Source organism: Microtetraspora sp. NBRC 16547, assembly GCF_030268965.1.
In the GTDB taxonomy this organism is placed as follows: domain Bacteria; phylum Actinomycetota; class Actinomycetes; order Streptosporangiales; family Streptosporangiaceae; genus Microtetraspora.
Genome location: NZ_BSSE01000007.1, coordinates 145,662 through 171,948, shown reverse-complemented (window position 1 = coordinate 171,948; position 26,287 = coordinate 145,662). Strand labels below are relative to the sequence as shown.

24 protein-coding genes, 1 tRNA gene and 1 pseudogene are annotated in these 26,287 nt (G+C 70.5%); 15 read left to right on the top strand and 11 right to left on the bottom strand.

What is annotated here, in order from left to right; genetic code table 11:
* Positions 1-9 precede the first annotated feature (9 nt).
* Positions 10-702 carry a deoxyribonuclease V gene (gene nfi / locus QSK17_RS13225; RefSeq protein ID WP_285704963.1) on the top strand — a complete coding sequence of 231 codons (693 nt, stop codon included), beginning with the start codon at positions 10-12 and terminating at the stop codon, positions 700-702.
* 128 nt (positions 703-830) lie between these two features.
* On the opposite strand, the gene QSK17_RS13220 is transcribed toward nfi, so the two are convergent.
* The 4 genes from QSK17_RS13220 to QSK17_RS13205 form a co-directional block, all read right to left on the bottom strand.
* On the bottom strand, positions 831-2,657 hold the full coding sequence (locus tag QSK17_RS13220; RefSeq protein ID WP_285704962.1) for a SelB domain-containing protein: 1,827 nt from the start codon (positions 2,655-2,657) through the stop codon (positions 831-833).
* Entirely contained in the window at positions 2,657-3,454 is a 798-nt protein-coding gene (locus QSK17_RS13215) for a hypothetical protein (protein ID WP_285704961.1), read from the bottom strand. Before QSK17_RS13215 ends, QSK17_RS13220 begins: the two co-directional genes overlap by 1 nt.
* A 121-nt stretch (positions 3,455-3,575) precedes the next feature.
* Positions 3,576-4,562, bottom strand: coding sequence for a cytochrome c biogenesis CcdA family protein (locus tag QSK17_RS13210; protein WP_285704960.1), 987 nt, complete (start codon positions 4,560-4,562; stop codon positions 3,576-3,578).
* On the bottom strand, positions 4,559-5,356 hold the full coding sequence (locus tag QSK17_RS13205; protein ID WP_285704959.1) for a DsbA family protein: 798 nt from the start codon (positions 5,354-5,356) through the stop codon (positions 4,559-4,561). The genes QSK17_RS13210 and QSK17_RS13205 overlap by 4 nt, the downstream gene beginning before the upstream one ends.
* Before the next feature lie 1,219 nt (positions 5,357-6,575).
* Here QSK17_RS13205 and QSK17_RS13200 point away from each other — a divergent pair.
* Positions 6,576-7,751: an HNH endonuclease signature motif containing protein gene (locus tag QSK17_RS13200; protein ID WP_285704958.1), complete on the top strand. Its 1,176-nt coding sequence runs from the start codon at positions 6,576-6,578 to the stop codon at positions 7,749-7,751.
* 410 nt (positions 7,752-8,161) lie between these two features.
* On the opposite strand, the gene QSK17_RS13195 is transcribed toward QSK17_RS13200, so the two are convergent.
* The 3 genes from QSK17_RS13195 to QSK17_RS13185 all read right to left on the bottom strand — a co-directional run bounded on the left by QSK17_RS13195 (position 8,162) and on the right by QSK17_RS13185 (position 10,778).
* A complete protein-coding gene (locus QSK17_RS13195) occupies positions 8,162-9,106 on the bottom strand; it encodes a M56 family metallopeptidase (protein ID WP_285704957.1) in 945 nt (314 codons plus the stop codon).
* Positions 9,103-9,465, bottom strand: coding sequence for a BlaI/MecI/CopY family transcriptional regulator (locus QSK17_RS13190; RefSeq protein ID WP_285704956.1), 363 nt, complete (start codon positions 9,463-9,465; stop codon positions 9,103-9,105). The genes QSK17_RS13195 and QSK17_RS13190 overlap by 4 nt, the downstream gene beginning before the upstream one ends.
* 257 nt (positions 9,466-9,722) lie before the next feature.
* Positions 9,723-10,778 carry a helix-turn-helix transcriptional regulator gene (locus tag QSK17_RS13185; protein ID WP_285704955.1) on the bottom strand — a complete coding sequence of 352 codons (1,056 nt, stop codon included), beginning with the start codon at positions 10,776-10,778 and terminating at the stop codon, positions 9,723-9,725.
* A 63-nt stretch (positions 10,779-10,841) separates the two neighbouring features.
* Between QSK17_RS13185 and QSK17_RS13180 the strand changes: the two genes are divergently transcribed.
* The 13 genes and pseudogenes from QSK17_RS13180 (at position 10,842) to QSK17_RS13120 (ending at position 23,036) form a co-directional block, all read left to right on the top strand.
* Positions 10,842-12,035, top strand: a complete 1,194-nt coding sequence (locus tag QSK17_RS13180; RefSeq protein WP_285704954.1) for an epoxide hydrolase family protein — start codon at positions 10,842-10,844, stop codon at positions 12,033-12,035.
* 262 nt (positions 12,036-12,297) lie between these two features.
* The gene (locus tag QSK17_RS13175) at positions 12,298-12,693 is read left to right on the top strand and encodes an STAS domain-containing protein (RefSeq protein WP_285704953.1); all 396 of its coding nucleotides are present in this window, start codon (positions 12,298-12,300) and stop codon (positions 12,691-12,693) included.
* A 245-nt stretch (positions 12,694-12,938) separates the two neighbouring features.
* Complete coding sequence (locus tag QSK17_RS13170) at positions 12,939-13,589, top strand: TetR/AcrR family transcriptional regulator (RefSeq protein ID WP_285704952.1); 651 nt, start codon at positions 12,939-12,941, stop codon at positions 13,587-13,589.
* 156 nt (positions 13,590-13,745) lie between these two features.
* On the top strand, positions 13,746-15,293 hold the full coding sequence (locus QSK17_RS13165; protein ID WP_285704950.1) for an FAD-dependent monooxygenase: 1,548 nt from the start codon (positions 13,746-13,748) through the stop codon (positions 15,291-15,293).
* Between the two features lie 352 nt (positions 15,294-15,645).
* The gene (locus QSK17_RS13160; protein ID WP_285704949.1) at positions 15,646-16,002 is read left to right on the top strand and encodes an AAA family ATPase; all 357 of its coding nucleotides are present in this window, start codon (positions 15,646-15,648) and stop codon (positions 16,000-16,002) included.
* 143 nt (positions 16,003-16,145) lie between these two features.
* Positions 16,146-16,721 (top strand): winged helix-turn-helix domain-containing protein, encoded by a 576-nt coding sequence (locus tag QSK17_RS13155; RefSeq protein WP_285704948.1) that lies wholly within the window; start codon positions 16,146-16,148, stop codon positions 16,719-16,721.
* On the top strand, positions 16,718-17,959 hold the full coding sequence (locus QSK17_RS13150; protein ID WP_285704947.1) for an MFS transporter: 1,242 nt from the start codon (positions 16,718-16,720) through the stop codon (positions 17,957-17,959). The genes QSK17_RS13155 and QSK17_RS13150 overlap by 4 nt, the downstream gene beginning before the upstream one ends.
* A pseudogene (locus QSK17_RS13145) lies at positions 17,958-18,104 on the top strand (GNAT family N-acetyltransferase); the annotation flags it as partial. The gene QSK17_RS13150 and the pseudogene QSK17_RS13145, both read left to right, overlap by 2 nt.
* 85 nt (positions 18,105-18,189) lie before the next feature.
* Positions 18,190-18,795, top strand: a complete 606-nt coding sequence (locus QSK17_RS13140; protein WP_285704946.1) for a TetR/AcrR family transcriptional regulator — start codon at positions 18,190-18,192, stop codon at positions 18,793-18,795.
* A complete protein-coding gene (locus tag QSK17_RS13135) occupies positions 18,795-19,547 on the top strand; it encodes a maleylpyruvate isomerase family mycothiol-dependent enzyme (RefSeq protein WP_285704945.1) in 753 nt (250 codons plus the stop codon). The genes QSK17_RS13140 and QSK17_RS13135 overlap by 1 nt, the downstream gene beginning before the upstream one ends.
* A gap of 141 nt (positions 19,548-19,688) precedes the next feature.
* Complete coding sequence (locus QSK17_RS13130; protein ID WP_285704944.1) at positions 19,689-20,312, top strand: hemerythrin domain-containing protein; 624 nt, start codon at positions 19,689-19,691, stop codon at positions 20,310-20,312.
* A 463-nt stretch (positions 20,313-20,775) separates the two neighbouring features.
* The gene (locus tag QSK17_RS13125; RefSeq protein ID WP_285704943.1) at positions 20,776-22,491 is read left to right on the top strand and encodes a PHP domain-containing protein; all 1,716 of its coding nucleotides are present in this window, start codon (positions 20,776-20,778) and stop codon (positions 22,489-22,491) included.
* Positions 22,488-23,036, top strand: coding sequence for a hypothetical protein (locus QSK17_RS13120; RefSeq protein ID WP_285704942.1), 549 nt, complete (start codon positions 22,488-22,490; stop codon positions 23,034-23,036). The genes QSK17_RS13125 and QSK17_RS13120 overlap by 4 nt, the downstream gene beginning before the upstream one ends.
* 91 nt (positions 23,037-23,127) lie before the next feature.
* Here the strand turns inward: QSK17_RS13120 and QSK17_RS13115 are convergent, their stop codons facing one another.
* From QSK17_RS13115 to QSK17_RS13100, 4 genes are all read right to left on the bottom strand, one after another.
* A complete protein-coding gene (locus tag QSK17_RS13115; protein ID WP_285705053.1) occupies positions 23,128-24,435 on the bottom strand; it encodes a UDP-glucose dehydrogenase family protein in 1,308 nt (435 codons plus the stop codon).
* A gap of 59 nt (positions 24,436-24,494) precedes the next feature.
* Positions 24,495-24,995, bottom strand: a complete 501-nt coding sequence (locus QSK17_RS13110) for an NUDIX hydrolase (protein ID WP_285704941.1) — start codon at positions 24,993-24,995, stop codon at positions 24,495-24,497.
* Between the two features lie 286 nt (positions 24,996-25,281).
* Complete coding sequence (locus tag QSK17_RS13105) at positions 25,282-25,842, bottom strand: TOPRIM nucleotidyl transferase/hydrolase domain-containing protein (RefSeq protein WP_285704940.1); 561 nt, start codon at positions 25,840-25,842, stop codon at positions 25,282-25,284.
* 335 nt (positions 25,843-26,177) lie between these two features.
* Positions 26,178-26,270, bottom strand: a tRNA-Sec gene (locus QSK17_RS13100).
* Positions 26,271-26,287: the final 17 nt, after the last annotated feature.

Genomic DNA, 26,287 nt, shown 5'->3' with positions numbered 1-26,287 from the left:
AGGCGGCCGATGGAACAGGGCGCGGGCACGGGTTCGGACCTCGCCGAATGGCCGGAGAGCGTCGCCGAGGCGGAGGCGGTCCAGGAACGGCTGCGCCCTCTGGTGGACCTCGCGGACCCGGGACCGGAGACGGTCCGGCACGTCGCGGGGCTCGACGTCGCGTACGCGACCGAGGGCGACGAGCTCACCGCCGCCGTGGTGGTCCTCGACGCGGACACGCTCGACGTGGTCGACCAGGCCGTCGTCCACGAACGCGCGCGGTTCCCGTACGTGCCGGGGCTGTTCGCCTTCCGGGAGCTGCCGCCGCTGCTCACCGCGCTGGAACGGCTGCGGGTCGCGCCCGAGCTGCTGGTCTGCGACGGGTACGGCCTGGCCCACCCGCGCCGGTTCGGCCTGGCCTGCCATGTCGGTGTGCTGACCGGCCTGCCCGCGATCGGGGTGGCCAAGACGACGTTCATCGGACGCTACGACGACCCCGCTCCGGAACGCGGCTCGTGGACCCCGATCGTGGACGGCGGCGAGGTGGTCGGGCGGGCGCTGCGCACCCGTGACGGGGTCAAGCCGGTCTACGTCTCGCAGGGCCATCGCGTCGGCTTGGACAACGCGTGCCGCCACGTGCTGCGGCTCGCCCCGGCCTACCGGCTGCCGGAGCCGATCCGCCAGGCGGACCGGCTCTCTCGGTCCGGGGCGCGGACCGCCTGAGCGACCCCGGGCACCCCGGGACGAGCCGGCGTCGGGAACGCGTCCCGGCGCCGGACGGGCTATCCGGCGCAGACGGCCTTGCTCAGCATTCCGTGCGGGTCTCAGGCAGGCGGCGGCGGTGGACCTGGTCAGCGGGGCGTACGGCACCGCCGATGCAGTTCGTCCACGCGTTCGGTGAGTCCGCTCCGGTCGAGGTGCTCCAGCAGCGGCACCATGACCCGACGGCTGCTGTCCAGCGCCCTTCTCGCCTCGCTGACGGTGAACGGCTGGGGCAGGCGGGCCAGCAGCTCCGCCGCGCGGACGTCCGCCCCCGCTGGGAGCACCACGCCGTCGGCCACCCGTAGCAGCGCGCCCGTCCGCACGGCCGCCGCCACCTCCTTGGGACCGAGCCCCAGCTCGGCCAACCGTCCCGCCTCTGGAGCGAGGAAGGGCCGGGCGGCGAGCTCGGCGCGCAGACGCTCCACCGCCGCCGCCACGGGCGCGGGCAGGCCGGAGGACCCGCTGACGATCCGACCACCCGCGACGGCCAGCGGCGGTTCGACCAGGGCCGTGACGAGATGGCGGTCCGGCAGGCCGAGCTCCTGCCGTGCCACGTCGACCGGCATCCCCGGCTCCAACGGGTGCGCCGCCGCGTACCGCCGCACCGCGCCGGACAGCCGCTCCCGCAGCCCGGACCAGTATGCGGGATCAGCGTGCCAGTCCCCGGACACCGGCCTCCCCTGAGGTGCGCATCCCATTGCCCGCAGGTCACCCCCGCGCAGCAGCCGGTGCGTCCGCAGCAGGGATCCGGCGTCCGGCGTCGCGGCGGTCAAGTCGACGGCCCTCTCCCTGGCCGCGCCCCGGCGGCGTAGCCCGGGCGGCCGTGCGTCGAGCACGGTCGCGCCCGCCAACACCCTCACACCGGTTCCCACGCCGGTTCTCGCACCGATTCTCGCGCCGATTCTTGGGCCGGTTCCGGGGCTGTGGCCGGGGTCGCGCAGCAGCAACACGTCCCCCACGTGCAGCGGCAGCGGACGGGCCAGACGAAGCCTGGCGATCCGCCCGCCGAGTGGCCGTACTTCGCACACCACGGCAGCGGAACCGATGTGCGCGGTCAGTCGCGGCGGCAGACCCTGTACGTCGGACAGATGCTCGACCGCACCCCCGACCGGAGAGATCCGCACGTCGACGGCAGCGGTCCAGGTCCACGCCCCCGGGGTGACGAGGGCCTGGCCCCGTTCCGGCGCGGCGGGGGCGCGCAGGTTGAGCGCCACCCGGGCGACACCGGTCGCCGAGGGCACTGCCTCGTTCAGGCACTCGACCGCGCGGATGCGCACCGTGCCGGCCGCCAGCGCCAGTTCGTCGCCGGTCGCGACCGTTCCCGCCGGCAGCGTCCCCGTAACGACGGTGCCACTGCCTCGCACGGTGAACGCGCGGTCGATCCACATCCGCACCGGCGCGCGGGGATCGGGCGTGGGCAACCCGGCCACGAGGCGGTCCAGCGCCGCCCGTAGCCCCGTCAGCCCCTGGCCGGTGCGTCCGCTCACCGCGACCCGCTCCACGGATCCGAGGCCGCTCTCCGCCAGCCGGGTCGCCGCCCGTACCATCGCGGGCCCGGGGTCGGCGAGGTCCGCGCGGGTGACGGCGAGCAGGCCGTGCCGTACGCCGAGGGCTTCCAGTGCCACCAGATGCTCCTCCGACTGGGGCATCCAGCCCTCGTCGGCGGCCACCACGAACATCACAGCGGGTGCCGGACCCACCCCGGCCAGCATCGTCGCGAGGAACCGCTCGTGCCCGGGGACGTCCACGAACGCCAGCCGCTCCCCCGAAGGCAGCGTCGTCCAGGCGTATCCGAGCTCGATCGTCAGGCCGCGCTGCCGTTCCTCCTCCAGCCGGTCCGGTTCCATGCCGGTGAGCACGCGCACCAGCGTGGACTTCCCGTGATCGACATGCCCTGCCGTGGCCACGACGTGCATCAGCCCTCCACCGCCAGAACCGCCCGCGCCACGTCGCCGTCCCGCGTCCCCGGGACGGCGCGCAGGTCGATGAGGAGCCGCCCGCCCTCGATCCTGCCGACGACCGGCGGCTCGCCCGTGCGCAGGGGGCCGGCGAACCGCTCCGGCAGGCTCACCGCGGCGCTCGGCAGTGTGACGCCGGGCGCGCCCCCGCCGCCCACGTTCGCCTCGCTGGGCACGGCCCGCGCGTCGAGCCCGGCCTCGGCGAGCGTGCCCGCGAGGACGGCGGCGCGCGCCGCGAGCGCCTCCGGGTCGGCGTGCAAGGCCTCGCCGAGCGGCGGCACGGGTCCGCGCAGGGTGGCCTCCAGGGCCGCCAGGGTCAGGACGAGGGCGGCGGCGTTGTTGTTGACGACATGCACGTCCTCGGCGTCGGGCACGGCCTGGGCCAGCGCGTCCATCGCTCCGCGCCCGCGCCTGGCCCGCGTCCCGCGTACCAGGTCGAACTCCACATCAGTCGGACCCGCGGCCGCCGTCACCGCGTCGATCGCCGCCGCCGACAGGGGTGCCCGACCCAGATTGGTGTGCAGCAGCACCCCGGTCGCGTTGATCACCGGACGGAGGCTCGTGGCGCGCGGGGGCAGCGCGGCCACCGCCGCGCCGACGACCTCGTCCGGGCCGAGTTCGCCCTGCCGTACGCGCCGCTGAGCGGAGGCGACGGCCTTCTTGACCGCCGCCCGCCCGAGCCTTCCCTGCGCCGCGACCAGCTCCGGAGCCGCGAGGACGGCGTCGGTACGGGGCACCCGTCTGCGTTGATCCACTCACGGAACACTAGAACGGAGCCCGACGTGATTCGAAGCCGCCGGGCCGGGAGCGGATGACACCGTCCCGCCAGGAAGTCAGGCAAGTCGTCGCAGGTCGGCCTGTACGTCGACTCGCGCGTCAGCGGTTCGCCGAACCGTCCGTCCCGGTGTCACCGGCGCTCTCAGCGGCCGCTCCCCGGTCGGCATCCCCGGCACTGTTGCCATCGTGGGCATGGTCACCATCATGGACACGGTCACCATCATGGGCACCACAGTCACCGTCGGCCTGGTCACCATCGTGGACACGGCCACTGCGGGCGCGGTACAGGCGCACCAGGAGGACGGCGAGGACGACCGTCACCACGCCCAGCAGCAGTGCGGTGTCGGGCACGTGACCGGCCACGGATTTCAGCCACACCTGGAGCGAGAACTGGTCGTCCACACTGGAGATGCTTCCGAGGTTGGCGGTGCCGTCGGTGACCAGGAACAGCACGCCGATGCCGACGAACAGCAGCCCGGAGATCAGGCTGGTGCTGTGCGTGCGCAGCGGGCCGAGGCGGATCCGCTTGCCCCGCAACCACGTCTTGCGGCCGAGGTCGAAGCGGTCCCACAACAGCGCGAGGAAGAACAGCGGCATGGCCATGCCGAGCGCGTAGAGCGCCATCAGCGCGCCGCCGTAGATCGGTTCACCACCGGCGGCGGAGACGGTCAGCACGCTGCCGAGCAGCGGCCCCGAGCAGAATCCGGCCAGGCCGTAGACCGTGCCGAGTGCGAACACCGACGCCGTTGAGGAGATCCGGATGCCGGCCGTCGCCCGCTGTGCGGCGGCCAGGCCGAAGCCCTTGCCCAGGATCGCGGCGGCGCCGAGGACGATCAGTACGATCCCTCCGACCGTCGTCGTGACGTCGCGATAGCGGGTGATCAGCGCTCCGACGGCGCCGACCCCGGCGCCGAGCGGCACCAACACGACCGCGAGCCCGGCATAGAACACCATCGTGCGCCGGGCGAGCGTGCCGACCCGCTCGAAGGCGTACGCGAAGAAGGACGGCAGGAGCAGTGCGGAGCACGGGCTGACCAACGACAGCAGCCCGCCGAGGAAGGCGCCCAGGAACCCGATCTGGCTCATCCGTGCCCGGCCGCCTGGTCGATCATGGCGGTGAACTCCTCCAGCGGCTGCGCGCCGAGCAGGGGCTGTCCGTTGATGAGGAAGGCCGGGGTACTCGGCACGCCGATGGACTGCCCCTCGATCATGTCCTTCTCGATGGCCTCGTCGAACGCCTTGCTCCCCATGTCCTTGACGAAGCGGTCGAGGTCCGGCACTCCGGCCTGCTCGGCGAACTTCCGCAGCGCCTTGGATGTGTAGTCCGGATGGCCGGTGGCCGGTGCCGCGGCGTACAGCGCAGCACTGAACTCCCTGAACTTGCCCTGTGCTCCCGCCGCTCGCGCGGCCCTGGCGACGTTGATCGACGGCTCGCCGAAGATCGGGTAGTCGCGCCATTCGATGCGCAGCGTCCCCTTGCCGGCATAGCGCTTCACGAGCTCAGGCTCGATGTCCCGGCCGAACTTCGCGCAGAACGGGCACCGGAAATCGGAGTAGACGACCATCGTGACCGGAGCGTCGGGACGGCCCACGGCAAGCGGATCCCCCGACACGCGACGGGCGACCGAGCTGAGCGGCCCCGTCTCGTCGGCGGACGTTCCGGACGGCGAAGCCCCGTCGGCATCGGTCCCGCTCCCCGCGGTCCCGTCCGACCCGCCTGGAGATGCCGCACTCGTCCCGGGTCCGCCCCTACCCGCCGCAGTGGCATCATTGGACGGGCGGGTGACCAGGGACCCCAGCAGCCCCACGGCGACCACAAGTAGGACCACGACCAGCACCGCATCACGCTTGACGGTGTTTTTCTGGTTGTTCGTCCCCATGGAGCCTCCGCGGTCCCGGCAGCACTTACTACTATCCACCATAGTAGTAAGTGCTGCCGGGACCGGATCCGCCCTACGGAGACGCACTCGCCCCACACTCACCTCACCGGGCCACACGAGGCCGAGCAACGTCCCCGAGGTCGTTGAGACCGGTCGGGCGCCGAACCGAACCAATGCCCGACGAAGCGCGGCGACCATCAGCCAGTCGAGGTGTTTGTCCACTAACAGCGACGACCGAACGGCGGCCGCGATAGCGCCGCGACCGTAACACCTCACAAGAACCGCCTGCCCGAATGGAACTTTTATTACATTGCGGACGAACGGTAAATAGGTGACTACTCAGAGTTGCCTATAGAACGTGTGAGCGATATCTTTACGGTGTGCTGATCGGCTGGAGGCCGGAGGGAGGCGTTCCGGGATGATGCTTTCGGGTGCGATATTGCTGCGCCGCCCAGTCCCGCAGGCCTCGCCTTCCTCACCTTCCTCGCCCTCCTGGCCGCCTTCTCCTTCGGCCGGTTCGGTCGGTCTGGCTGGTTCGGTCGGTCTGGCCGGTTCGGCTCGTCCGGGGCGGCGTGCGCCCCGGCGCTATGAGCCGTTGCGATGCGAGCCGTTGCGGTACGAGTCGTTGCGGTACGAGCCGTCGATGAGGTCGCGACGCTTCGCCGGTGATGCTTACGGGGCTGTGCTTCTCGATCGTGCTCGAGTCCATGTGCCCGGTATGGTCCAGCCCGTCATCGGGCAGTTCGACCACGCACCAGTCCAGATGGTGGACCCCGAGGCCGGACAGTTCGGCAAAGCGCCGGCCCAGATGATGCAGCCCGAGGCCGGGCAGCGTGACGGCGAGCCACGCCAGACAACGCGATCGCCGGATGCTGCGGAGGGGGCAGGCTTCGCGGGAGATGTGACCACGGGACAGCAGGGCCGGTGGTCGCGGACGGTGAGGACCGAGCGCGAGGACGCATCCGCCTGGGACGGGATCTGGCAAGGCCGTCCGGCCGGCCCCGCCGGGGGGATGTCGGGTGAGGCTGGGCGGGAATCGCCCGGGCGGCGTCGTCCGCGGCAGGGGCCGCGGCAGGCGCCGGGGCCGGGGCAGGGGCCGGGGGAGGAGCCGGGGGAAGCGCGGAAAGAACCAGGCCGGAAAGAACCAGGCCGGGAGGGGCGCGCCGGTAGCGGGCCCGGGTGTGGGGACTGGCCCGATCCCGGCCTGGCCGCAGCAGCGGTGACGGAGCTGCTGCGCCGCGCCGGACAGATCGCCGCCGCCGGGGATCAGGTGCCGTGCGACACCGAAGCGGCGATGGCGGAGATCGTGGCGTTGGCGCGGGCGATTGATCTGGCCGAGGCCGCGCTCGCCGCCAGGCTGGTGGTGGCTGAGGCCGGGAAGGGCCACCACCTGTTCGGGCGGCGTTCGGTCGGCGCGTGGCTGGCCGCCGCCACCGGCTCGCGCGCCGCCCGGGCCGGGGAGCGCATCACTCTGGCCCGGCAACTGTCCCGCCTGCCCCAGACCGCTGCCCGGCTCGCCGAGGGCAGCCTGTCTTTCGGTTACGCCGCCACGATCTCCTCCGCGGTGCGGCATCTGGATGACACCGAGACCGCTTTGGCCGAGCCGATCCTGGTCGACCTGGCCGACGCTTCCGCCAGTACGGTCGAGGATGTCGCCCGTGCGGGGCAGGCGATTTTCGAGACCATCGATCCTGAGGGGCGTCTGGCCCGGGCCGCGGCCAAGACCGAGCGCCAGCACCTGACGATCGCCGACACCTTCGACGGGATGGGCCGCGTCAGCGGCCTGCTGGATCCTGAGCTGAAGATGCAGCTCAAAACGTGGCTGGAGCCGTTGGCCGTCAAGACCGGCAGCGCCGACACCCGTAGCCACGCCCGGCGGATGGCCGACGCCCTGGCCATCCGCCTCTCGGAGGGCGGACGCCGCACGGTCATGCATGTGTCGGTTACCGAGCAGACTCTGACCGGTGAGTCCGATCAGCCCGCCCATCTGGAGGACGGCACCTCGATCCCGGCTGCTGACGCCCGCCGGATGGCCTACAGCGCCGAGTTGCGCCGGGTGTTGCGTGACGCGCGGGGGATCGTCACCGACTTCGGTCGTTCCCGCCGTCTGGCTTCGGCCGACCAGCGGGAGGCGATCATCGCCAAGTACGGCACCTGCTGCCGTGAGGGGTGTGACGTTCCCGCCTATCTGACGGAGATCGACCACATCGAGCCCTGGTATCCCACCGGTCGCACCGATCTGGACAACCTGGCTCCGTTGTGTGCGCCGGACAACAAGTGGAAATCCCGTCATCCGGACAAGGTCGAGATCATCGATCAGGGCGACGGCACCGTGTCCATGCGGTTCCATCGCTATCCCAAATTGCGTGCCCGGCCCTGGGTGAGCAGACGCTGATCACCAACCACCACCGACGCCGGCAAGCGACCACCACCACCACCACCGTCGACCACCACCGACGCCGACGCCGACGCCGGCAACCACCACCGACGGCCACCGTCGACGCCGCCAACGACAACCACCACCACCAACGACAACCACCAATGACCAGCGCCAATGACCAGCGCCAACGACCACCGCCGACGCTGGCAGCCAATGACCACCGCTGAGCACCACCGATGGCCGCTGACCAATGCCGACCAAGGGTGACCAGCGGCGATCAACTATGGCCAGCAGACCAGTGGCGACAAACGGCCACGACGCCGAACTCCGACAAGGCTCGTCCGGTGCGGTGGTACAGGCCTGGGCACATGCCTTGCGGGAGACGAGCAGTACGTATGCCGTCGGCTGTTGTGCGGTACCGAACGTCAGGCCGGGCGGACACCGAGGCAGTAGACCAGCACCACGAGCGTGACAATTGCGATCGAGACGAGCGCGGGCGTCAGGGCGAGCACAGCCGCGAGGGCATAACCGACCCGTGCTGGCAGCCATCCCAGCGCCACCCGCTCGTCGGCGAGCCAGCGGAGCCGGGCCTCGACCGCATCCCTCGACATGGCGAGCGCGGTGCTGGGGGTGCCGTGGCCGACCACGGCGAGCAGCCCGGCACGGACCGGTCCCGGACCGTGCAGGCGCGCGGCAGCCGCGTCAGCGGCCAGTTCGACAAGGACCCTGATGGCACCCGGCGCGCGGCGGCACAGCGGCACGAATGGCAGCGCCTTCGCCATGACGTCCGCGACCAGTAAAAGGAGATGGTGCCGGCCGCGCATGTGCGCGTGCTCGTGCGCCAGGATCGCGTCGCGTTCGCGGGGGCGCAGCCGGGCAACGCCGCGGGTCGCCACGATGGCGCCGCGCCGACCGCCGACGCTGTATGCGACGGGCGTGTCCTCATCCATCCAGAGGATCGAGCGCTCGCACCGGCAGACCGCGCGCAGCAGCGCGAGGTGTTCCCGCCGCCACCGCCTGCGGTGCCACGACAGGCGCGCGGCCACCACGGCGACCCATCCGGCCGCACCGAACACGGCCGCGGCCCCGGCCGACCGTGCGACGTGTCCCCACGCCACCTCCCCGCTGGCGCGGATGACGTTGACGCAGCTGTGCCTCATCCCGATCAGCCCGTCGAGGACGTACGCGTGTGGTGCCACGAGCAGCACCGCCGCCACCAGGGCCGCGACGACCATCAGCGCCATCGAGGTGACCCAGCCGACCAGGGCGAGCCCCGGCCGTACGCTCGGCTTCACGGCGATGCACAGGTAGGCCGGACCCGCAACACCGATGACGACGGCGGCCATGAGCAGCCCGAGAGCGAGCGTCACCCACGGCCTCCCCGCCGGTCCAGCGCGCGGCGGAGAATGTCCGACTCCTCCGGGGTCGCGGACCGGGCAAAGTGCAGCAGCACCTGTTCGGCGTCTCCGCTGGAGTGGAGCACGTCGCGTAGCAGCTTCGCGCCCGCCTCCTCGCGGGTCTCGCTGGCGGTGTACTCGTAGGCCCGGCCGGCGCGCTCCCTCCGGACCCATCCCTTTCCGTGCAGGTTGTCCAGCACCGTCATGACGGTGGTGTAGGCCAGCGGGCGGGGAGTGTGCAGCCGTTCGAGCACCTCGCGGACCCGCAGCGGTTCGCTCGCCGACCACAGCACGTCCATGACCTTGGCTTCGAGTTCGCCGAGACCGCGCATTGACCTCTCACCCTTCCGAATCAGGGGCTCGACCGAGCACCGGCCGGGCGAATCGGCCACGGGGCGCGGCCGCCGCGCGGGCAGGCATGGCCGCCCCCATCACCGACCGACACCAACGACAGTAACGGAGCACCGTGGCAGGACGGCTCGCCGAGCTTCCCGCGGCCGTCTCGGTGCCGGGCACGGCGTACGGCCGGGGAGGCCGCCAAGGGTATCGCGAGCGTCTTCGGTGGTGTCCGTTTCGGCGCGGGAACCGGTCAACCCTGCCTACGGGTCCCGGGTTCGGCAGTGGAATCAGCAGTGGAATCAGTATTGGCACGAGAAGCGGCATCAGAGGCGGCACCAGAAGCGGCATCGGCAGCGGCGCGGAGTCGGTCGGACAGGGTACGGAGCACCGGGACGAGCTCGGGCGGGTCGAGGACCTGGAACTCGAAGCCCTTGACCGCGACGTGGAGCGCCAGCTCGTCCAGCGAGTCGGCCCCGGTGTGGAACACACAGGAGCCCGCGTCACGGGCCTCCAGCCGTCCCGCCGCCGGCGAGCAGCGCTGGGCCACGGTGTCGATCGGCGCGTGGAAGAGGATGCGTGCCCGGTAGCGGTATGGCGCGGACGAAATGGACTGCGACACATATGCGACCACGTCGTCAGATGGAGGGGTGCGCGGCACGAATCGGGCGCCTGGCGGCCCCGGCGGTCCCTCGATCCGGTCGAGGCGGAAGGTCCGCCAGTCGGCGCGGTCCACGTCCCACGCCAGCAGGTACCAGCGGCGCGGTGTGTGGACCAGCCGGTGCGGCTCGATATTCCGGACGGTGACGCCGTCGCGCCCCGGATAGCGCAGTCGCAGCCGGCGCTGGTCCCGGCAAGCCGCGGCGACCGCGGTCAGCAACTCGGGGTCCACTGCCTCGGTGGCCGAACCCGGTCCGACCAGCGGCACGGTCGTCGCCAGGAAGGCGGTCACCCGGTGCCGGAGGCGGCGCGGAAGCAGGTGTTCCAGCTTGGCCAGCGCGCTAACCGCGCTCTCCTCCAACCCGGCCACGCCGCCGGTCACGGCCGTGCGCAGCCCGATCGCCATCGCCACCGCCTCCTCATCGTCGAGCAGCAGCGGCGGCAGGGACGCCCCCACCGCGAGCCGGTACCCGCCCGCGACACCCGGCGTGGCGTCCACCGGATAGCCGAGGTCGCGCAGCCGGTCGATGTCACGCCGTACGGTCCGCAGGCCGACACTGAGCCGCTCGGCGAGTTCGGCGCCGGTCCAGTCGCCGCGTGACTGGAGGAGGGATAGCAGGCGAAGCAGGCGGGCGGACGTCTCGAGCATGTGCTCCATCGTGCCGCACAATTGGTGCCAGAACTTGACACCAATGGTTCATACGATCAACTCATGACGAACAGCGACATGACCGCCCCTCGACCGGCCTCCGACGACACCGAGATCCGCCCATACCGCATCGAGATCCCGCAGGACGATCTCGACGATCTGCGTGAGCGACTGGCCCGGACCCGGTGGACCCCCGACCTGCCGGGGACCGGCTGGGAGCGGGGCGTTCCGACCTCCTACCTGCGCGGCCTCGCCGACTACTGGGGCGGCGAGTACGACTGGCGAGCGCAGGAGAAGGCGCTCAACGCCCTTCCGCAGTTCATCACCACGATCGACGGCACGGACGTGCACTTCCTGCACGTACGCTCCGCCGAGCCGAACGCCACCCCGCTGATGCTGCTCCATGGCTGGCCCGGATCCGTCGTCGAGTTCCTCGATCTGATCGGCCCGCTCACCGACCCGGTGGGGCACGGCGGCGACCGCGCCGACGCCTTCCACCTGGTGATCCCGTCGCTCCCGGGTTACGGGTTCTCCGGGCCGCTGCCCGACACCGGGTGGACCGACGGACGCACCGCCGCGGCGCTCACCGAGTTGATGGCCCGGCTCGGATACGACCGGTACGGCGTGCAGGGAGGCGACGTGGGGGCCTTCATCGCTCCTCTGATGGGCCGTGCCGCGCCGGAGCGGGTGATCGGAGTCCACGCCAATGCCCTGGTCACCTTCCCGACCGGCGACCCCGCCGACATGGCCGCGCTGACCGGGGCAGAACGTGACCGGCTGGCGGCGATGAAGGAGTGGCAGGATCGGTCGGGCGCGTACATGCAGATCCAGGGCACCCGGCCGCAGACCATCGCCCACGCCCTGCTCGACTCCCCCGCCGGGCAGCTCGCCTGGATCGTGGAGAAGTTCCGCGAGTGGACCGACCCGGCCGCCGAGCTGCCCGAGGACGCCGTCGACCGCGACCGGATCCTCACCGACGTGAGCGTCTACTGGTTCACCCGTACGGCCGGCTCGGCCGCGCACACGTACTACGAGCGGTTCAACGATCCGAGCATGTGGGCGCCGAAGGAGCGCTCCACCGTGCCGACCGCCGTCGCGGTGTTCACGACCGACTTCTCCATCCGCCGCTTCGCCGACAAGGTTCACAACGTGGTGCGCTGGTCGGAGTTCGAGCGCGGGGGCCACTTCGCCGCGTTGGAGGCTCCCGACCTGCTCGCCGCCGACATAAAGGAGTTCTTCCGGACGCTCCTCGCCTGAACGGCGTGGCATGGATGAGGGGCATGGATGAGGTGCATGGCTGAGCGGTGTCGGTGAGCGGTGTCGGTGAGCGGCGTGGGCACGCGGAGCGGGGAGGGGCGGGCAAGCAAGCGCGGCAGCGTGGATGAGCGGTGCGGCTACGCCGATGAGCGGCCGAGCTTTTACCAGCTCAGGGGAATGAAGGGGAGGCGGCGCACACTCTTCCCTGTTACGAAGGAGGCATACCCCCGCATTCATCAAAGCCGACGCACAGGAGGTCGTGATGGTGTGGCTGGACGTCGCGGTGGAAACCGAAGGCCCCCACGCTGTCATCCATCCGTACGGTGAGATCGACCTGACGACCACGGGCATCCTGTGGGACACGCTCGACCGCGTCATCCACCAGGTGTCCGTCCCGAAGATCGAGGTCGACATGGGCGATGTGTCCTTCATGGACTGCGCGGGCGTGCGCGCCCTGATCCCGATCAAGCAGCACGTCAGGGAGCAGGGCGGCACCTTCGTGTTGACTCACGTCCCACCGGGGGTCGAGCGGCTCCTGTCCGCGGTGGGGCTCGACCACGAGCTCGAACCGTGCGAGAAGCCCGGCTGGACGCCGCTCCGCTCCATACCCTCCCAGGTGGAGCGCCTTGGGTGGCCCTGGACGATATCCCGCCTCTGACAGGCGGCGGGGCGGCGCCTCTCCCCTGATCGGCCAGTTGGGGAGCCCGCCCGTGCACCGAGATCCGGCACACCTTCCCGAGGATGGCGGAACGCGGGCCTCAACCATGATCAACCATGCCTGTTGGGCACCCCTAAACGCACCGCTTGTTGCGCAAGCTTTTGGGCGAGCATTCATTGCGCAGTCCGCACATTTACGGGACGCGCATATTTGCGGAACACGCAAGAACTGCTAGAGTCTTGATCATGGGCACAGAAGGTGAGCGCCTGGGGCTGCGCGAGCGCAAGAAGCAGGAGACCCGCATCGCGCTGAGCTGGGCCGCGATTCGCCTCGCCGTGGAGCGCGGGCTGGACAACGTCCGTGTGGAGGACATCGCGGCCGAGGCCGGCGTCTCCCCACGCACTTTCAACAACTACTTCTCCAGCAAGGGCGAAGCGATCGCCGCCCGGCATCTCGACCGGGCCCGGCTGATCGCCGATGAACTGCGCGCTCGTCCGGCTTCGGAACCGCTGTGGGAGGCCATCGCCCACGCGGTGATGGCCCGGTTCACGCTGAGACAGGGCGCCGAGGGACAGGGCGCCGAGGGTGCCGGGGGCCAGGACACGCCCGACCGGCAGTGGCTCGACGGGGTCCGCTTGATGACGACCGATCCGGCGCTGACGGGCGCGTTCCTCCAGGCCGCCACCGCCGCCGAGACCGAGCTCGCCGCGGCGATCGCCGAGCGCACGGGCGCCGACGTCGACCGCGACCTCTACCCGCGGCTGGTGGCCGGCGCGGTGGGAGTCGCCATCAGGGTGTCCATGCAGCAGTGGCTGCACGCGGACCCGCCCGTCCCGATCAATCAACTACTCCGTGACGCGCTCCGCCAGCTCTCCATGGGACTGCCGGTTCCTTAACCTCCCGGGAAGGCCGCCAGAGCCCCCTCAAAGAAGACGCGGAGCCCCGCACCGTCTGAGAAACCAACCCGAGTGCCCTCGCGCCGCCGGGTCGATCGCCCATGCGCTTCGCCCGGCCGCTTTCCGCTGTTTCCCCGCCGTCCGAGGAGCACTGCCATGTACGTCGACGTCGTCATCGCCGGAGCCGGACCGAACGGGTTGATGCTCGCCTGCGAGCTGAGCCTGGCCGGAGTGCGCCCGCTCGTGCTGGAACGCCTGCCGGAGCGCACCGAGGAGAACCGGGCCAACGGCCTGGTCGGCCAGGTGGTACGGATGCTCGACCGCCGGGGCCTGCACCGCCGCCTCAGCGGCAGCATTGAACCCCCACGGCCGGGGCCGTCCTTCGTGTTCGGCGCGCTGCCGCTGGACCTGAGCACGCTGGAGGACAACCCGCTCTACAGCCTGCCCGTACCGCAGCGCCGCATCGAGCAGGTCCTGGAGGAGCACGCCGTCGAACTGGGCGTGGAGATCCGTCGCGGGCACGAGCTCACCGGGCTGGCCCAGGAGACCGACGCGGTCACCGTCGACGTCGCGGGCCCCGCCGGCTCCTACCGGCTGCGCGCCCGCTACCTGGTCGGGGCGGACGGTGGCCGCAGCCTGACGCGCAAGCTGGCCGGCATCGGCTTCCCCGGCGTGACCAGGGACAACACCATCTCCCGCACCGCGCAGGCCGTCGTGCCGTCCTCGCTGGTCGATCCGGTCACCGGCGGGCTGAACGTTCCCGGACACGGGCTCGTCCCGCCGTTCAGGCACCATCGCACCGAACGCGGCCTGTTCGTGTACGCGCCGTTCCCCTCCCGCCCTCCGCTGGTGAGTACGACGGAGTGGGACCCGGGCGAGGCCGGTGACGGGCCCCTGACCCTCGACGAACTGCGCCAGAGCGTACGCCGGGTGCTGGGGGCGGATCTGCCGATCGACCCGCCCGAGGGGCCGGGACCGCACATGGTGCGCCGGCAGGTCGGCGGCAACACCCGGCTCGCCGACCGGTTCCGCGACGGCAGGGTGCTGCTGGTCGGCGACGCCGCCCACGTGCACTCGGCGATGGGTGGGCCCGGGCTCAACCTGGGCCTGCAGGACACCGTCAACCTGGGCTGGAAGCTCGCCGCCGAGATCCACGGCTGGGCCCCGCCCGGGCTGCTGGACACCTACGAACGCGAGCGGCGGCCGGCCGCCGAGCGGGTGATCATGCAGACGCAGGCCCAGTCGGCTCTGGTCGCCCCCGGCACCGAGGTCACCGCACTGCGTGAGCTGTTCACGGAGTTACTCGCCGACCGGCGAAACGTCCAGCGCATCGCGGACCTGATGGCGGGAGCGGACATCCGCTACGACCCGGGATCCGGCGACGCGCATCCCCTCGTCGGCCGGTGGGCGCCCGACCTCTCGCTGGACACCGGGAACGGTCCGGTCCGGCTGGCCGAGCTGACCGAGAACGCCCGGCCGCTGCTGCTGGACCTGACCACGGACGCGTCACTCGCCATGGAGCTGTCCGGCTGGCAGGACCGGGTGGACGCCGTCACCGCGAGGTGCGATGACTCCCCGGCCGGCGCCCTGCTGCTGCGGCCGGACTGCTACGTCGCATGGGCCTCGGTATCCCCCAACCCCGGTTCGCGGGACCGAGCGGCGCTCCGCGCGGCGCTGGAGCGGTGGTTCGGAGCCGCCCGCTGAGCCGATGATCGGGGCGTCCGCTACCGGCCACTCGTGTCGCGTACGCGGTTTGTCCGCGGCCTGGGCCATGGCGGCGTAGGCCTGGAGTGCGGCGGACACGGTCGATCCCTGGTGATCCTTGGTCGCGCCGGCGGCATCGGGGAGGATGCGTTCTCAGACGGTCGAGCCCGCACGATCACCTGTCGTGCGGGCGTTCTGTGGGTGGGCCTGTGAGGACGGCCTCGCCGCCTCGACGTCACAGTCACATGGTCCACACATGGTCCACATGGTCGTGTGATCCGCGGGACATCGCCGTGAGGAGGTAGCGCGTGCTGCTCAGCCGCCTGCGCGTTCCCGGTCGTGTACCGGAGGAATGGCCGTTCACCCTCCCGGCCGTGCGCACGGAGAGGGCTTCTTCACGGTCCTGGACCGCATGGTGGCCGGACCGGGGCTCTATCTGATGGACGAGCCCGAGGCCGCCCTGTCGTTCACCTCGTGCCTTCGGCTGATCGGCCTCATGGACCGCGTGGCCAGGGATGGTGGGCAGATCGTGTGCGCCACGCACTCGCCGATCCTGGCCAGCCTCCCCGGCGCGCAGATCCTGGAGCTCGACGACGACGGGATCCGCATCGCCGAGTGGGAGAACCTGCAGGTGGTGGACCACTGGCGGCGCTACCTGGCCAAGCCGGACTTCTATCTCCGGCACGTCCTCTGCCCCGACGACGACTGATCGGCGCGGCAAGCAGGACCTGCCATTTTGCCGACTTACCCCCCTCTCATATGGATCTTCGTGAAATTTGGCGGCACAAGCCCGCATCGGCGTCTCTGCGAAGAAATGTTGAGAAGGAATCTTTGCATTGATATCTTCTCAACATGACGGAGATCCAGCGGAGACAGTTGTCCGATCCGGAGGCGTTGAAGGCGCTGGCACATCCGCTGCGCCAGCGCCTGCTCACCCACCTGCAGCGATACGGCCCGGCGACCTCCGCGACCCTCGCCGCCGAGTTCGATGAGGATCGCGGCGCCACGAGCTACCACCTGCGCCAGCTCTCCCGGTTCGGCTTCATCGAGGTGGACGTCGATCGTTCGGCCGGGCGGCGGAAATTCTGGCGCGCCATCCCACTGGACCTGCGGCTGCCGAGCCGCGCGGTGAACGCCGAGGCCGAGGCCGCAGCGACCGAGATCGACCGGCAGTGGCAGGAACACGGCGAACGGGAACTGGCGGCGTTCCTCGCGAACGAGGACGACTTCGGCCCGTTCGGCGACGCGGCACTCAGCTCGATCGGCGGCACCACCCTGACGGCCGCGGAACTGGCCGCCTTCACCGAGGAGTACGTTGCGCTGCTCACCCGGTGGCGGCGCGAACCGGACCAGGCGCCCGATGGGGCCCGGCACATCACGGTGATCTTCCATGCCTTCCCCACCCCCCGAAGCAGCGAGGCACGATGACCACCACCGTGGGCCGCAGGCCCTCCCTGTGGCGCAACCGCGACTTCCTCGTCATCTGGAGCGGCCAGATCGTGTCCACCCTGGGTTCCCGGGTCAGCGCGATGGCCATGCCGCTGCTCGTGCTCTCGATCACGGGGTCCGCGGCCGACGCCGGCGTCGTGGCCGCCGCGGCCTCCCTCCCCTACCTGGTGGCGAACCTCCTCGCCGGCACGCTGGTCGATCGCTGGGACCGCCGCCGCGTCATGCTGGCCGGCCAGCTCAGCGCGGGGGCCGCTCTCGCGAGCATCTGCGTCGCGTGGTGGCTCGGCGTCCTCACGCTGCCCCATCTGGTGATCGCCGCGTTCGTCCAGGGCGTCTGCTTCGTCTTCTACGGCCTCGCCGAGGAAGCCGCCCTGCCGCAAATCGTGCCCGCCGTGCTCCTGCCCGCCGCGATCGCGCAGAACGAGGCCAAGACCCGCGGCGCCGGTCTCGCCGGCCCTCCCGTCGGCGGCGCTCTGTTTGGCGTCGGCCAGGCCGTCCCGTTCCTGGCGAGCGCCCTTTCCTATCTGGTCGCCGCGTTCGCCCTGCTGTTCGTTCGGTCCGACCTGCGAGGCGAGCGCGCGGAGCGGCCCGGATCATTCTGGCACGACACCACGGCGGGCCTGCGGTGGCTCTGGGGGCACCCGCTGATCCGCGCCGCCGTACTCCTGGTCGCGGCGAGCAACATGATCTTCGCCGGGCTCGCCCTCGTGCTCGTCGTGCTCGCAGAGGAGCTGGGCGCCTCCTCGGCCGAGACGGGTGTGATGATGGGCGTCTACGGCGGGGGCGGGCTGCTCGGCGCGGTCGTCGCCGGCCGTCTGCACCGCCGGTTCAGCCCCAGAACCGTGATCATCGGCGTCAACTGGGTCTGGGCTGTGCTGCTCCCGCTGATCGCGGTCGCCCCTCACCCGCTGGTAGCCGGTTTGATCGCCGCGGGGACCTCCTTCGTCGGCCCGATGTGGAACATCGTGATCGGCACGTACCAGATGACACTGGTGCCGAACGGGATGCTGGGGCGGGTCAGCAGCGCGGGCATGACATTGAGCTGGGGTGTCATACCGGTGGGCTCCCTGGCGGCGGGCCATCTCCTCACCGTGGTCACACCTCGCGTCACCATGCTCGTCCTCGGCGCCGGCATGCTGGTGACCGCGCTGGCCGCGACGGCGAGCACGGCCGTCCGGCACGCCCCGCCACTTCCCGCCGGCGACACCCCACGGTGACGCGGCCGCAGTCCCGGCGTTCTTGGAGACGTCCACCGAGGCGAACGTACGGTTCTACGGGCGGCTGGGGTTCGAGGTCACCGCCGAGGTCGAGCTGCCCGGCGGCGGTCCGCGCACGTGGGCGATGATCCGCCGTCCGCACTGAACCGACCGGATTTACGACCACCTTCCGAGGCCCGCCAGGACCGCACCTCTTGACCGTTTCTGAACTCTGTGCGATCGTCCTAATCATGTTAGGAGAACCGATTCGAGATAGGAGAGCCGAACGTCACGAGAGGACGAAGGCCGAGATTCTCGAAGCGGCTTGGGACATCGCGCGCGCCGCTGGGCTGGCCGGGCTGACGCTGCGGGATGTGGCCCACAGGGTGGGGATGCGCCCTCCGTCGATGTACTCCTACTTCGACTCCAAGAACGCCGTCTACGACGCCATGTACGCGCAGGGCTGCCGCGAGTTCCTGGATCGCGTGACCCGCCTCGCGCTGACGGGTGACGCACTGCGCGACCTCAAGACCGGCAGCCGGATGTTCGTCGAGTTCTGCGTCGAGGATCCGGCGCGCTACCAGTTGATGTTCCAGCGCACGATTCCCGGGTTCGAGCCGTCCGCCGAGTCCTACGCGCTGGCGGTTCAGGCGCTGCGGACGATGGGCTCGCACCTGGCGAAGATCGGCATCGCCGCACCCGAGGCGCTGGACATGGTCACCGCGCTCACCACCGGCCTGGCCGACCAGCAGATCTCCAACGACCCGGGCGGCGATCGCTGGCTCAAGCTGGTCGACGAGGCCATGGAGATGTTCTTCGCCCACATGAGCAACCGCACGCAAGGGAGGCTCGGCTGATGCCCGACACCTCGACGGCGATGGAATCGCTACCCACACTCGATCGCCGGGAGGCCGCGGTGCTGGCGGCGGCCGAGAACGCGCGCTTCGTCGATCTGGTCCGATCATTCGATGCCGAAGACTGGACTCGGCAGACCGACTGCCCGGCCTGGGACGTGCGGGCGCTGGTCGCGCACGTCGTGGGCATGATGGAGTTCACCGCCTCGCCGCGCCAATTGGTCCACCAGCTTCGAGCCGGCAGCAAGGCCGCGGGCGACCGTCCCCTCGTCGACGGCATGACTCAGGTCCAGGTCGCCGAGCGAGCCCACCTGAGCACGTCCCAGCTCGTCGAACGGCTCACCGCCGTCGCGCCCCGTGCCGCCCGTGCCCGGCGCAGGATGCCCGCGCCGCTGCGCCGGATGCCGATCAAGACCGACGTCGGCGGCGTCATGGAGCCCTGGACGATCGGCTACCTGTACGACGTCATCTACACCCGCGACACCTGGATGCACCGCGTCGACCTCAGCCGTGCGACCGGCCGTCCCTTGAGGCTGACCGCCGGCCACGACGGCCGGATCGTGGCCGACGTCGTCGCCGAGTGGGCCCGGCGCCACGGCAGACCCTTCCGGCTCCACCTGGAGGGACCGGCGGGAGGCACCTTCGTCGTCGGCGACGACGGTGAGGAGATCACGCTCGACGCCGTCGAGTTCTGCCGGATCCTCTCAGGCCGCGACGGTGGCACGGGACTGCTCGCCCAACCGGTTCCCTTCTGAGGATCCGGAGACCCGCTCCTGAACGGCGCCGCCGGCACCGGATTTCGACGCTTGCAGTGACACCAATGCCGTTCACCCTCTTCGGAAACGCCAGTGGGAGGCGAGATGGGACCGAGTTCGGCCCCGGCGGACACGCGAATAATGGGGATCGTGCATGGCGCGCTACGCCGCGACCTGGACCGCTCACATGCGGCGCTGACCACCAAGCCGTATCCGCAGGGCCGGCAGCGGCGCGCGCTCGGCGAGCACGTGATGTGGCTGATGGGGCTCCTGCACGCGCACCACACCGGCGAGGACGAGGGCCTCTGGCCGCTGGTGCGCCGACGCAACCCGGCCGCGGGCCCGCTGCTCGACTCCCTGGACGCCGATCACCGTCGGATCGCCCCGGCGATCGTGACGTTGACGACCGCCGGGCGGCGGTACGCGGCGACGACGACCGACGAGGCGCGCTCCCGGCTCGTCGCGGCGCTGGAAGCACTGACAGGCGTGTTGGTGCCCCATCTGGAACGCGAGGTCGCCGAGGCCATGCCGGTGGTGTCGGCGAGCATCACGCAGGCCGAGTGGCACACCTGGGACCAGGCGTACAACGTCAAGCCCAAGTCCTTCCGCCGGCTCGGGATCGAGGGGCACTGGCTGCTCGACGGCATCGACCCCGAGGGCTACCAGGTCGTCGTCCGGCAGGTCCCGGCGGTGCCCCGGTTCATCCTGCTGCACGGTTTCGCACGCAGCTATCGACGCCAGACCGCGGCCCGCTGGCAGCCGTAGATCCCGACACGCGCCTGCAGCCCGGGCTGGTCGCGACCAACCCGGCATCGGAGATGCGGCCGCTACTACGCGCCCGCCACCACCGAAGTCCCGCCACACCACCTCCAGGTGTGCCCTTTATCGTGGGCTGAATCCAACCTTCTGTTACCCCCGTGTTTCTCGTCAGGGACGCCCGCCGCGCCGTTCCGTACCCGCACCGGATCCCGCAGACAGACACGCGAGCGGTCGAACTCACAGTGAGACATCCCGCATGGCCGGCCTCCCCGCGCGCCCGCCGCCACTGTGACCAGCACCCCCGCATCAGAACGGGCGATGCGCCCATTGGACGGCCAGAGCCCTAGACCATACAGGCAACCGACCACCGCACGGTGTACACCGTTCACTTCTGGTTTGTCCGATTCCGAAATGGTGCCCTGCGTAGCCGGAGCGCGATCTCTGCTCCGGCGGAGAGAAAGGGCACGCTATGGGTCACGGGCACCCCCACACCCACGACCACCATCACGATCACCACCACCATGGCCACGACGGCGGCGACGTCGCTCCCGCGGCCGACATGTCGATTCCGGACGGGGAGCTGTCGCCGCGCGACCTCTCCCGGCGCCAGATGTTCCGCCGCGCCGGACTCCTCGGCGCCGGGCTCACCGCCGCCGGCGTCCTCGGCGCCATGTCGCCGGCCACCGCGGCCGCGGCCGCGGCCAGCTCGCGCAGCGGTCCCGAGCGAAGGGACGGCTACCTCTGGCTCGCGGGCGACCACCACATCCACACCCAGTACAGCTCCGACGGCATGTACAAGGTCATCGACCAGGTACGCCACGCCAACGCGTACGGGCTGGACTGGATGGTCATCACCGACCACGGCAGCGTGGCCCACGCGAAGATCGGCGTGGAGAAGGTCAACCCCGACATCGTCGCCGCCCGGGAAGCGGTCAAGGAGACCCTCGTCTTCCAGGGCCTGGAGTGGAACATCCCGGCGGCCGAGCACGGCACGGTCTTCGTCGCGCCGGGCAAGGGCGAGGTCGCCACGCTCAAGGAGTTCGAGAACTCCTTCGACGGCGTGGTCAAGGGCGCCACCACCGGAACCCCGCAGAACGAGGCCCTCGCCATCTCGGGCCTGAACTTCCTCGCGGACGCCGTCAAGCGGCGCCGCGTTCCCGACGCGCTGTTCCTCGCGAACCACCCCTCGCGCAAGGGCATCGACTCGCCGCACGAGATCCGCGGCTGGCACGACACCCAGCCGGGCATCGCCGTGGGCATGGAGGGCGCGCCCGGCCACCAGGCGGCGGGCATCGCCAAGCCGTACGGCCCCGGCTCCGGCCGCGGCTACTACGACAACGGCCCCAGCGCCGACTCCTTCCCCGGCTACCCGGCCGAGAGTTACAAGACCTTCGGCGGCTTCGACTGGATGACCGCGACGGTCGGCGGCCTGTGGGACAGCCTGCTCGCCGAGGGCAGGGGATGGTGGATCACCGCCAACTCCGACGCGCACACGATCTACGGCGACACCACCGACCGCGGTCCCGGCGGCGACTTCAACGCCAACGGCAGGTACGAGGACCCGATCTACAAGGGTGTCCCGAACCTGACCAACGGCGACTTCTGGCCGGGGTACTACAGCCGCACCCACGTTGGGGCGGCCGACTTCTCCTACGGCGCCGTCATGGAGGGCATCCGCCAGGGCCGGATCTGGGTCGACCACGGTGGCCTGATCAGCGACCTGGTCGTACGTGCCCGGGCGCAGGGCAACCACGGTGTCACCCTCGGAGACACCCTGTACGTACGCAAGGGCGCGAAGGCCGAGGTCTCCATCCAGATCACGCTGGCGAACACCCCGAACTGGGCGCAGGTCGTGCCGACCCTGGCCCGCGTCGACGTGATCCAGGGCGACGTGACCGGCCCGGTGTCGGACCAGGACGCGTTCACCACGCCGAACACGAAGGTCGTGCAGTCCTTCGAGGTCGGCAAGAACAGCGGCACCGTCACGTTCACCTACCAGGTGGGCGCCGTCGACCGGCCCATCTACGTACGGCTCCGCGGCACCGACGGCAAGCGCTCCGCCCCCGGCCTGCTCGGGGCGTCCGTCGACCCCAACGGTCCGGCGATCGACGTTTTCGGCGACGCCGACCCGTGGAGCGACCTGTGGTTCTACACCAACCCGATCTGGATCCTGCCGCGCCGATGATCCTCGGTGTCGACTCGGGATCACGTACGGTCGCCGAGGCCGAGCGTCTTCTCCACTCCGTGGTGGAGGCGCTCGGCCTGCCGTCCGCCGTGATCGGCTGCACGCACTTCGTCAGGACCGGGGCGCTCCCCCACGTGGCCTGCTCGGTCACGCTGGAAGGAGACGCCGACCTGTCCCTCCTGCCCGATGGCGTGTCCGCCGCGCTGGGCGAGAGCCGTACCGGCCCGGACGCGGAGGGCGCGGCGCTCGCCGCGGCGGAGCACGCGGCCGGGAGGACGGGCAGGATCGTCCTCTTCCCCGGCCAGGACGAACTGACCGGGACGCTGCCCGTGCGCGAGGTCCTCGCCCGCTCGGCCATCGACCGGGTGGTCGTACTGGCCCAGGCTGACGAGCCGGACGCGGACACGGACGTGGTCACCAACGACCACGTCCGGCCGGAGTGGCGCGACGGCCTGATGACGTTGGTCACCATGCCCGCGTCCGGCGGGTGCCTGACCCCCGCCGAGATCCCCAATCCCACGCCCTGCTGCGCCGATCACGCCTGACCTCCAGGCCCCCCCGGAGCGGCGCTCGTCTCCAGTTCACGGCGACCGTGCAGGCCGCCGTGAACGTCGGTCAGCGTCCGTGATGGGCTGGCTACCTGCGGCCGATCCGGTGGACCGTCCATCCGGCTTCGGCCCACCACCCGTCGTGTAGGGCGTTACGGGCGTCGATCACCACCCGCTGGGCTACCGCTTCGGCCACCGTCTGCGGGTGGATGCCGCGGAACTCCGGCCAGGCGGTCATCACCAGCAGCACGTTGGCGTCGGCGACCGCGGCGACCGGGTCGGCCGCGTACCCGAGTTCGGGGTGCGCGGCCCGGGCGGTGTCGATGGCCATCGGGTCGTACACCGTGATCAGCGCGCCCTGGGCGTGCATGCGCGCGGCAACGTCCAGAGCGGGCGAGTCCCTGATGTCGTCCGTGCCGGTCTTGAAGGAGGCACCCCACACGCCGACCCGCTTCCCGGCGAGGGTGCCGCCGCACGCCTTACTGGCCATGGTGACCACGCGGTCCCGGCGGGAGGCGTTGATCTGGTCGACGATGCCCAGCAACTCGACGGCTTCGTCCACGCCGAGGTCGCGGGCGCGGGCCGCGAACGCACGGCCGTCCTTGGGGAGGCAGCCGCCGCCGTAGCCGAGCCCGGCGTCCAGGAATGCGCGGCCGATTCGCGGGTCCAGGCCGACGGCGTCGGCCAGGTGCGCGACGTCACCGCCGGCGACTTCGCACAGGTCGGCCACCGCGTTGATGAAGGAGATCTTCATCGTCAGGAACGCGTTCGCGGCGCCCTTGACCAGCTCGCAGGTGGCAGGGTCGGTGACCACCAGGGGCACTCCGGCATCGGTGATCGGCTTGTACGCGTCGCGGATCATCCGCTCGGCCTCGGGCGAGGTGACGCCGACGACGATCCGGTCCGGGCGGAGCGTGTCCTGTACGGCGTGGCCCTCACGGAGGAACTCGGGATTCCAGATCACCTCCACCTGATCCCCGGCCGGGGCGAGCTCGCGGACCAGCTCCTGCACGGCCGCTGTCGTCCCGACCGACACCGTGCTCTTGCCGACGATCACGCATGGCCGGTTCAGGTGCGGCGCCAGCGCGGACACCGCCGCGTACAGCTGCGTCAGGTCGTAGTCGTCGCGGTCGGCCATCCCCGGCGTGGCCACGCCGACGAAGTGCATGTCGCCGAACGCTCCGGCCTCGGCGAAGTCGGTGGTGAACCGCAGCCGCCCGCTGGCCACGTGCCGGGCCAGCATCTCGTCCAGCTCGGGCTCGTGGAACCACGCCCGCCCGGAGTTCAGCGTGGCGATCTTTCCGGGGTCGATGTCCACGCCCACGACGTCGTGGCCGATCTCCGCCATCGACGCCGCATGGGTGGCACCCAGATGGCCACACCCGATCATCGTCATCCGCACGTTCCGTTCGTCCTTCCTGTTGGAGGTGCACAGTGAAACGCGCTCGGGCGCGGCTAGTCCGAGTCGACGTACCCGGCCGCTGCGGGGCTGTCCACGGGCAGCCCCCACTCGGACTCCGCCACCCGCGCGGCTGCCTGCGCCTGCGCCGCTGCGGGTTCGCCCCAGCCGAGCACGTCGGCAGCGTCTTGCAACGGCACCATGAGCCTGCGGCAGATGTGCCCGTTGCTGTCGGGGTCAGGGCAAGGCGGGTCGAAAGCGCGAATCACGCCTGCCATGCGGACCTGCGCGTACGGCGGTCGGCCAGGCTCACGGACCTCCTGATACCCGAGGTAGACGACCGGCCCGACCTGAACGTCGTTTTCCTCCATCGCCTCACGGACGAACGTCTCTGCGAAATCCTCATCCTCAGGTTCGGGTGTTCCCCCGGGCAGACCCATCGTCCCGCCGACGTCCTGGATCAGCACCCGCCCGCTGGACGGACACACCAGGTAGCCGTGAACTTTCGCCACCGGCAGATCTGGAGGGACGGGCGCCTCATGCCATAGATAAGTCACCTGCGTCTCATCTGTCACGGCGCCCGAGCCTAGCCACGCACCGGGGCTGCTGTATCCGGAATCCGATTGGGGGGTACGTCAGCGATGAAGCGCTGGCCGCGGCTGTAGGCGTCCACCCGGGCCCCCTACACATGGCGGAACGGTGTGACGTCAGGCCCTCATTCAGGAACAGGCTCGCCTCAGCTGCGTTCGTCGAGCGGCGCGTGGCGGCCGTCGAAGAGGTCGGCAAGGTCATTGCCTGGCGTAGCCCCTTGGCAGATCGGCTCGTCCCCGTGCGTGAGGAGCCTCATAGGTGGGCCAGCAGTCCGTCGAGCGGTCGCGGCACGCGATCGAGCTCCAGTGCCGCGACGAGCGGGCCTGAGTAGCGGATCTTGCGGCCGCTGCCTGATCCCATGAACCGGCGCAGCTGGTCGTGAGCGCTGCGCCCGCGCCATGTGGGTTGCTTCTGGAGTGTGCGAAATGACCTGAGCTCGCCCTCGGCATCGACGACGCGTTCAACCGTGGCGGTGCCGAGGGCCCGGATCAGCTCGTCTTCCAGGTCAGCCACGCACACGAAGAATCCGAGCGCCTCCAGATCGCTTCTGTTGAGATTGGATCCAAGGCCAGCGCGCTCGAGACTCCTCCGGAAGGCGCCTTCTTCGCCGGCGTCACACAGACCGGCCAGCCGGAGATTGCGACCAGGAGGGCCGAACTTGCCGATATACGTCCAGATGTTCGTGGCACCGCCCATCGCCACGAGGGAGATTCCTTCGGCCGCGAGGTTTCGGCCCCGGCGCTCGGCCAACGCTTTGATGGCCGACTCATCACTGATCCCCTCGACCAGGACCACGGTGTGCGTATGGTTCACGCGCTCAGCCTTGCACCGAATCCGGCGAGGTTTGTACCCATTTTCCTGCGTTGAAGGAATTCACGATCGGCGGGAGCAATAGTCAAGACCTGGGATCAAGATCTTTTAGGCTGCCTCGGGTTGGGGTTCGTCGTCGGGTCTCTCGACGAGCTTGCCGCCCGCGTCGTGATGACGCAGCCGAGAGAGTCGTGGCGCTCCTCACGGGACGGACGGAATCACAGGAACACGGCCGTGACGCGATGTTCCCCATTTGTTCCCATCGGGCCTCCGAGAAGATCACTTCTGCGGGGAAATGTGATCAGCGGACATGGCTTCCGGAGTACCTTGCCTGGTAGCGGAGGCGGACGGGAATCGAACCCGCCAGGCCGAGATTCTCGACCTCAACGATTTTGAAGATCGTGGGGGCCACCAGGCGCCCAGACACCTCCAGGGGAGAACGTATCGG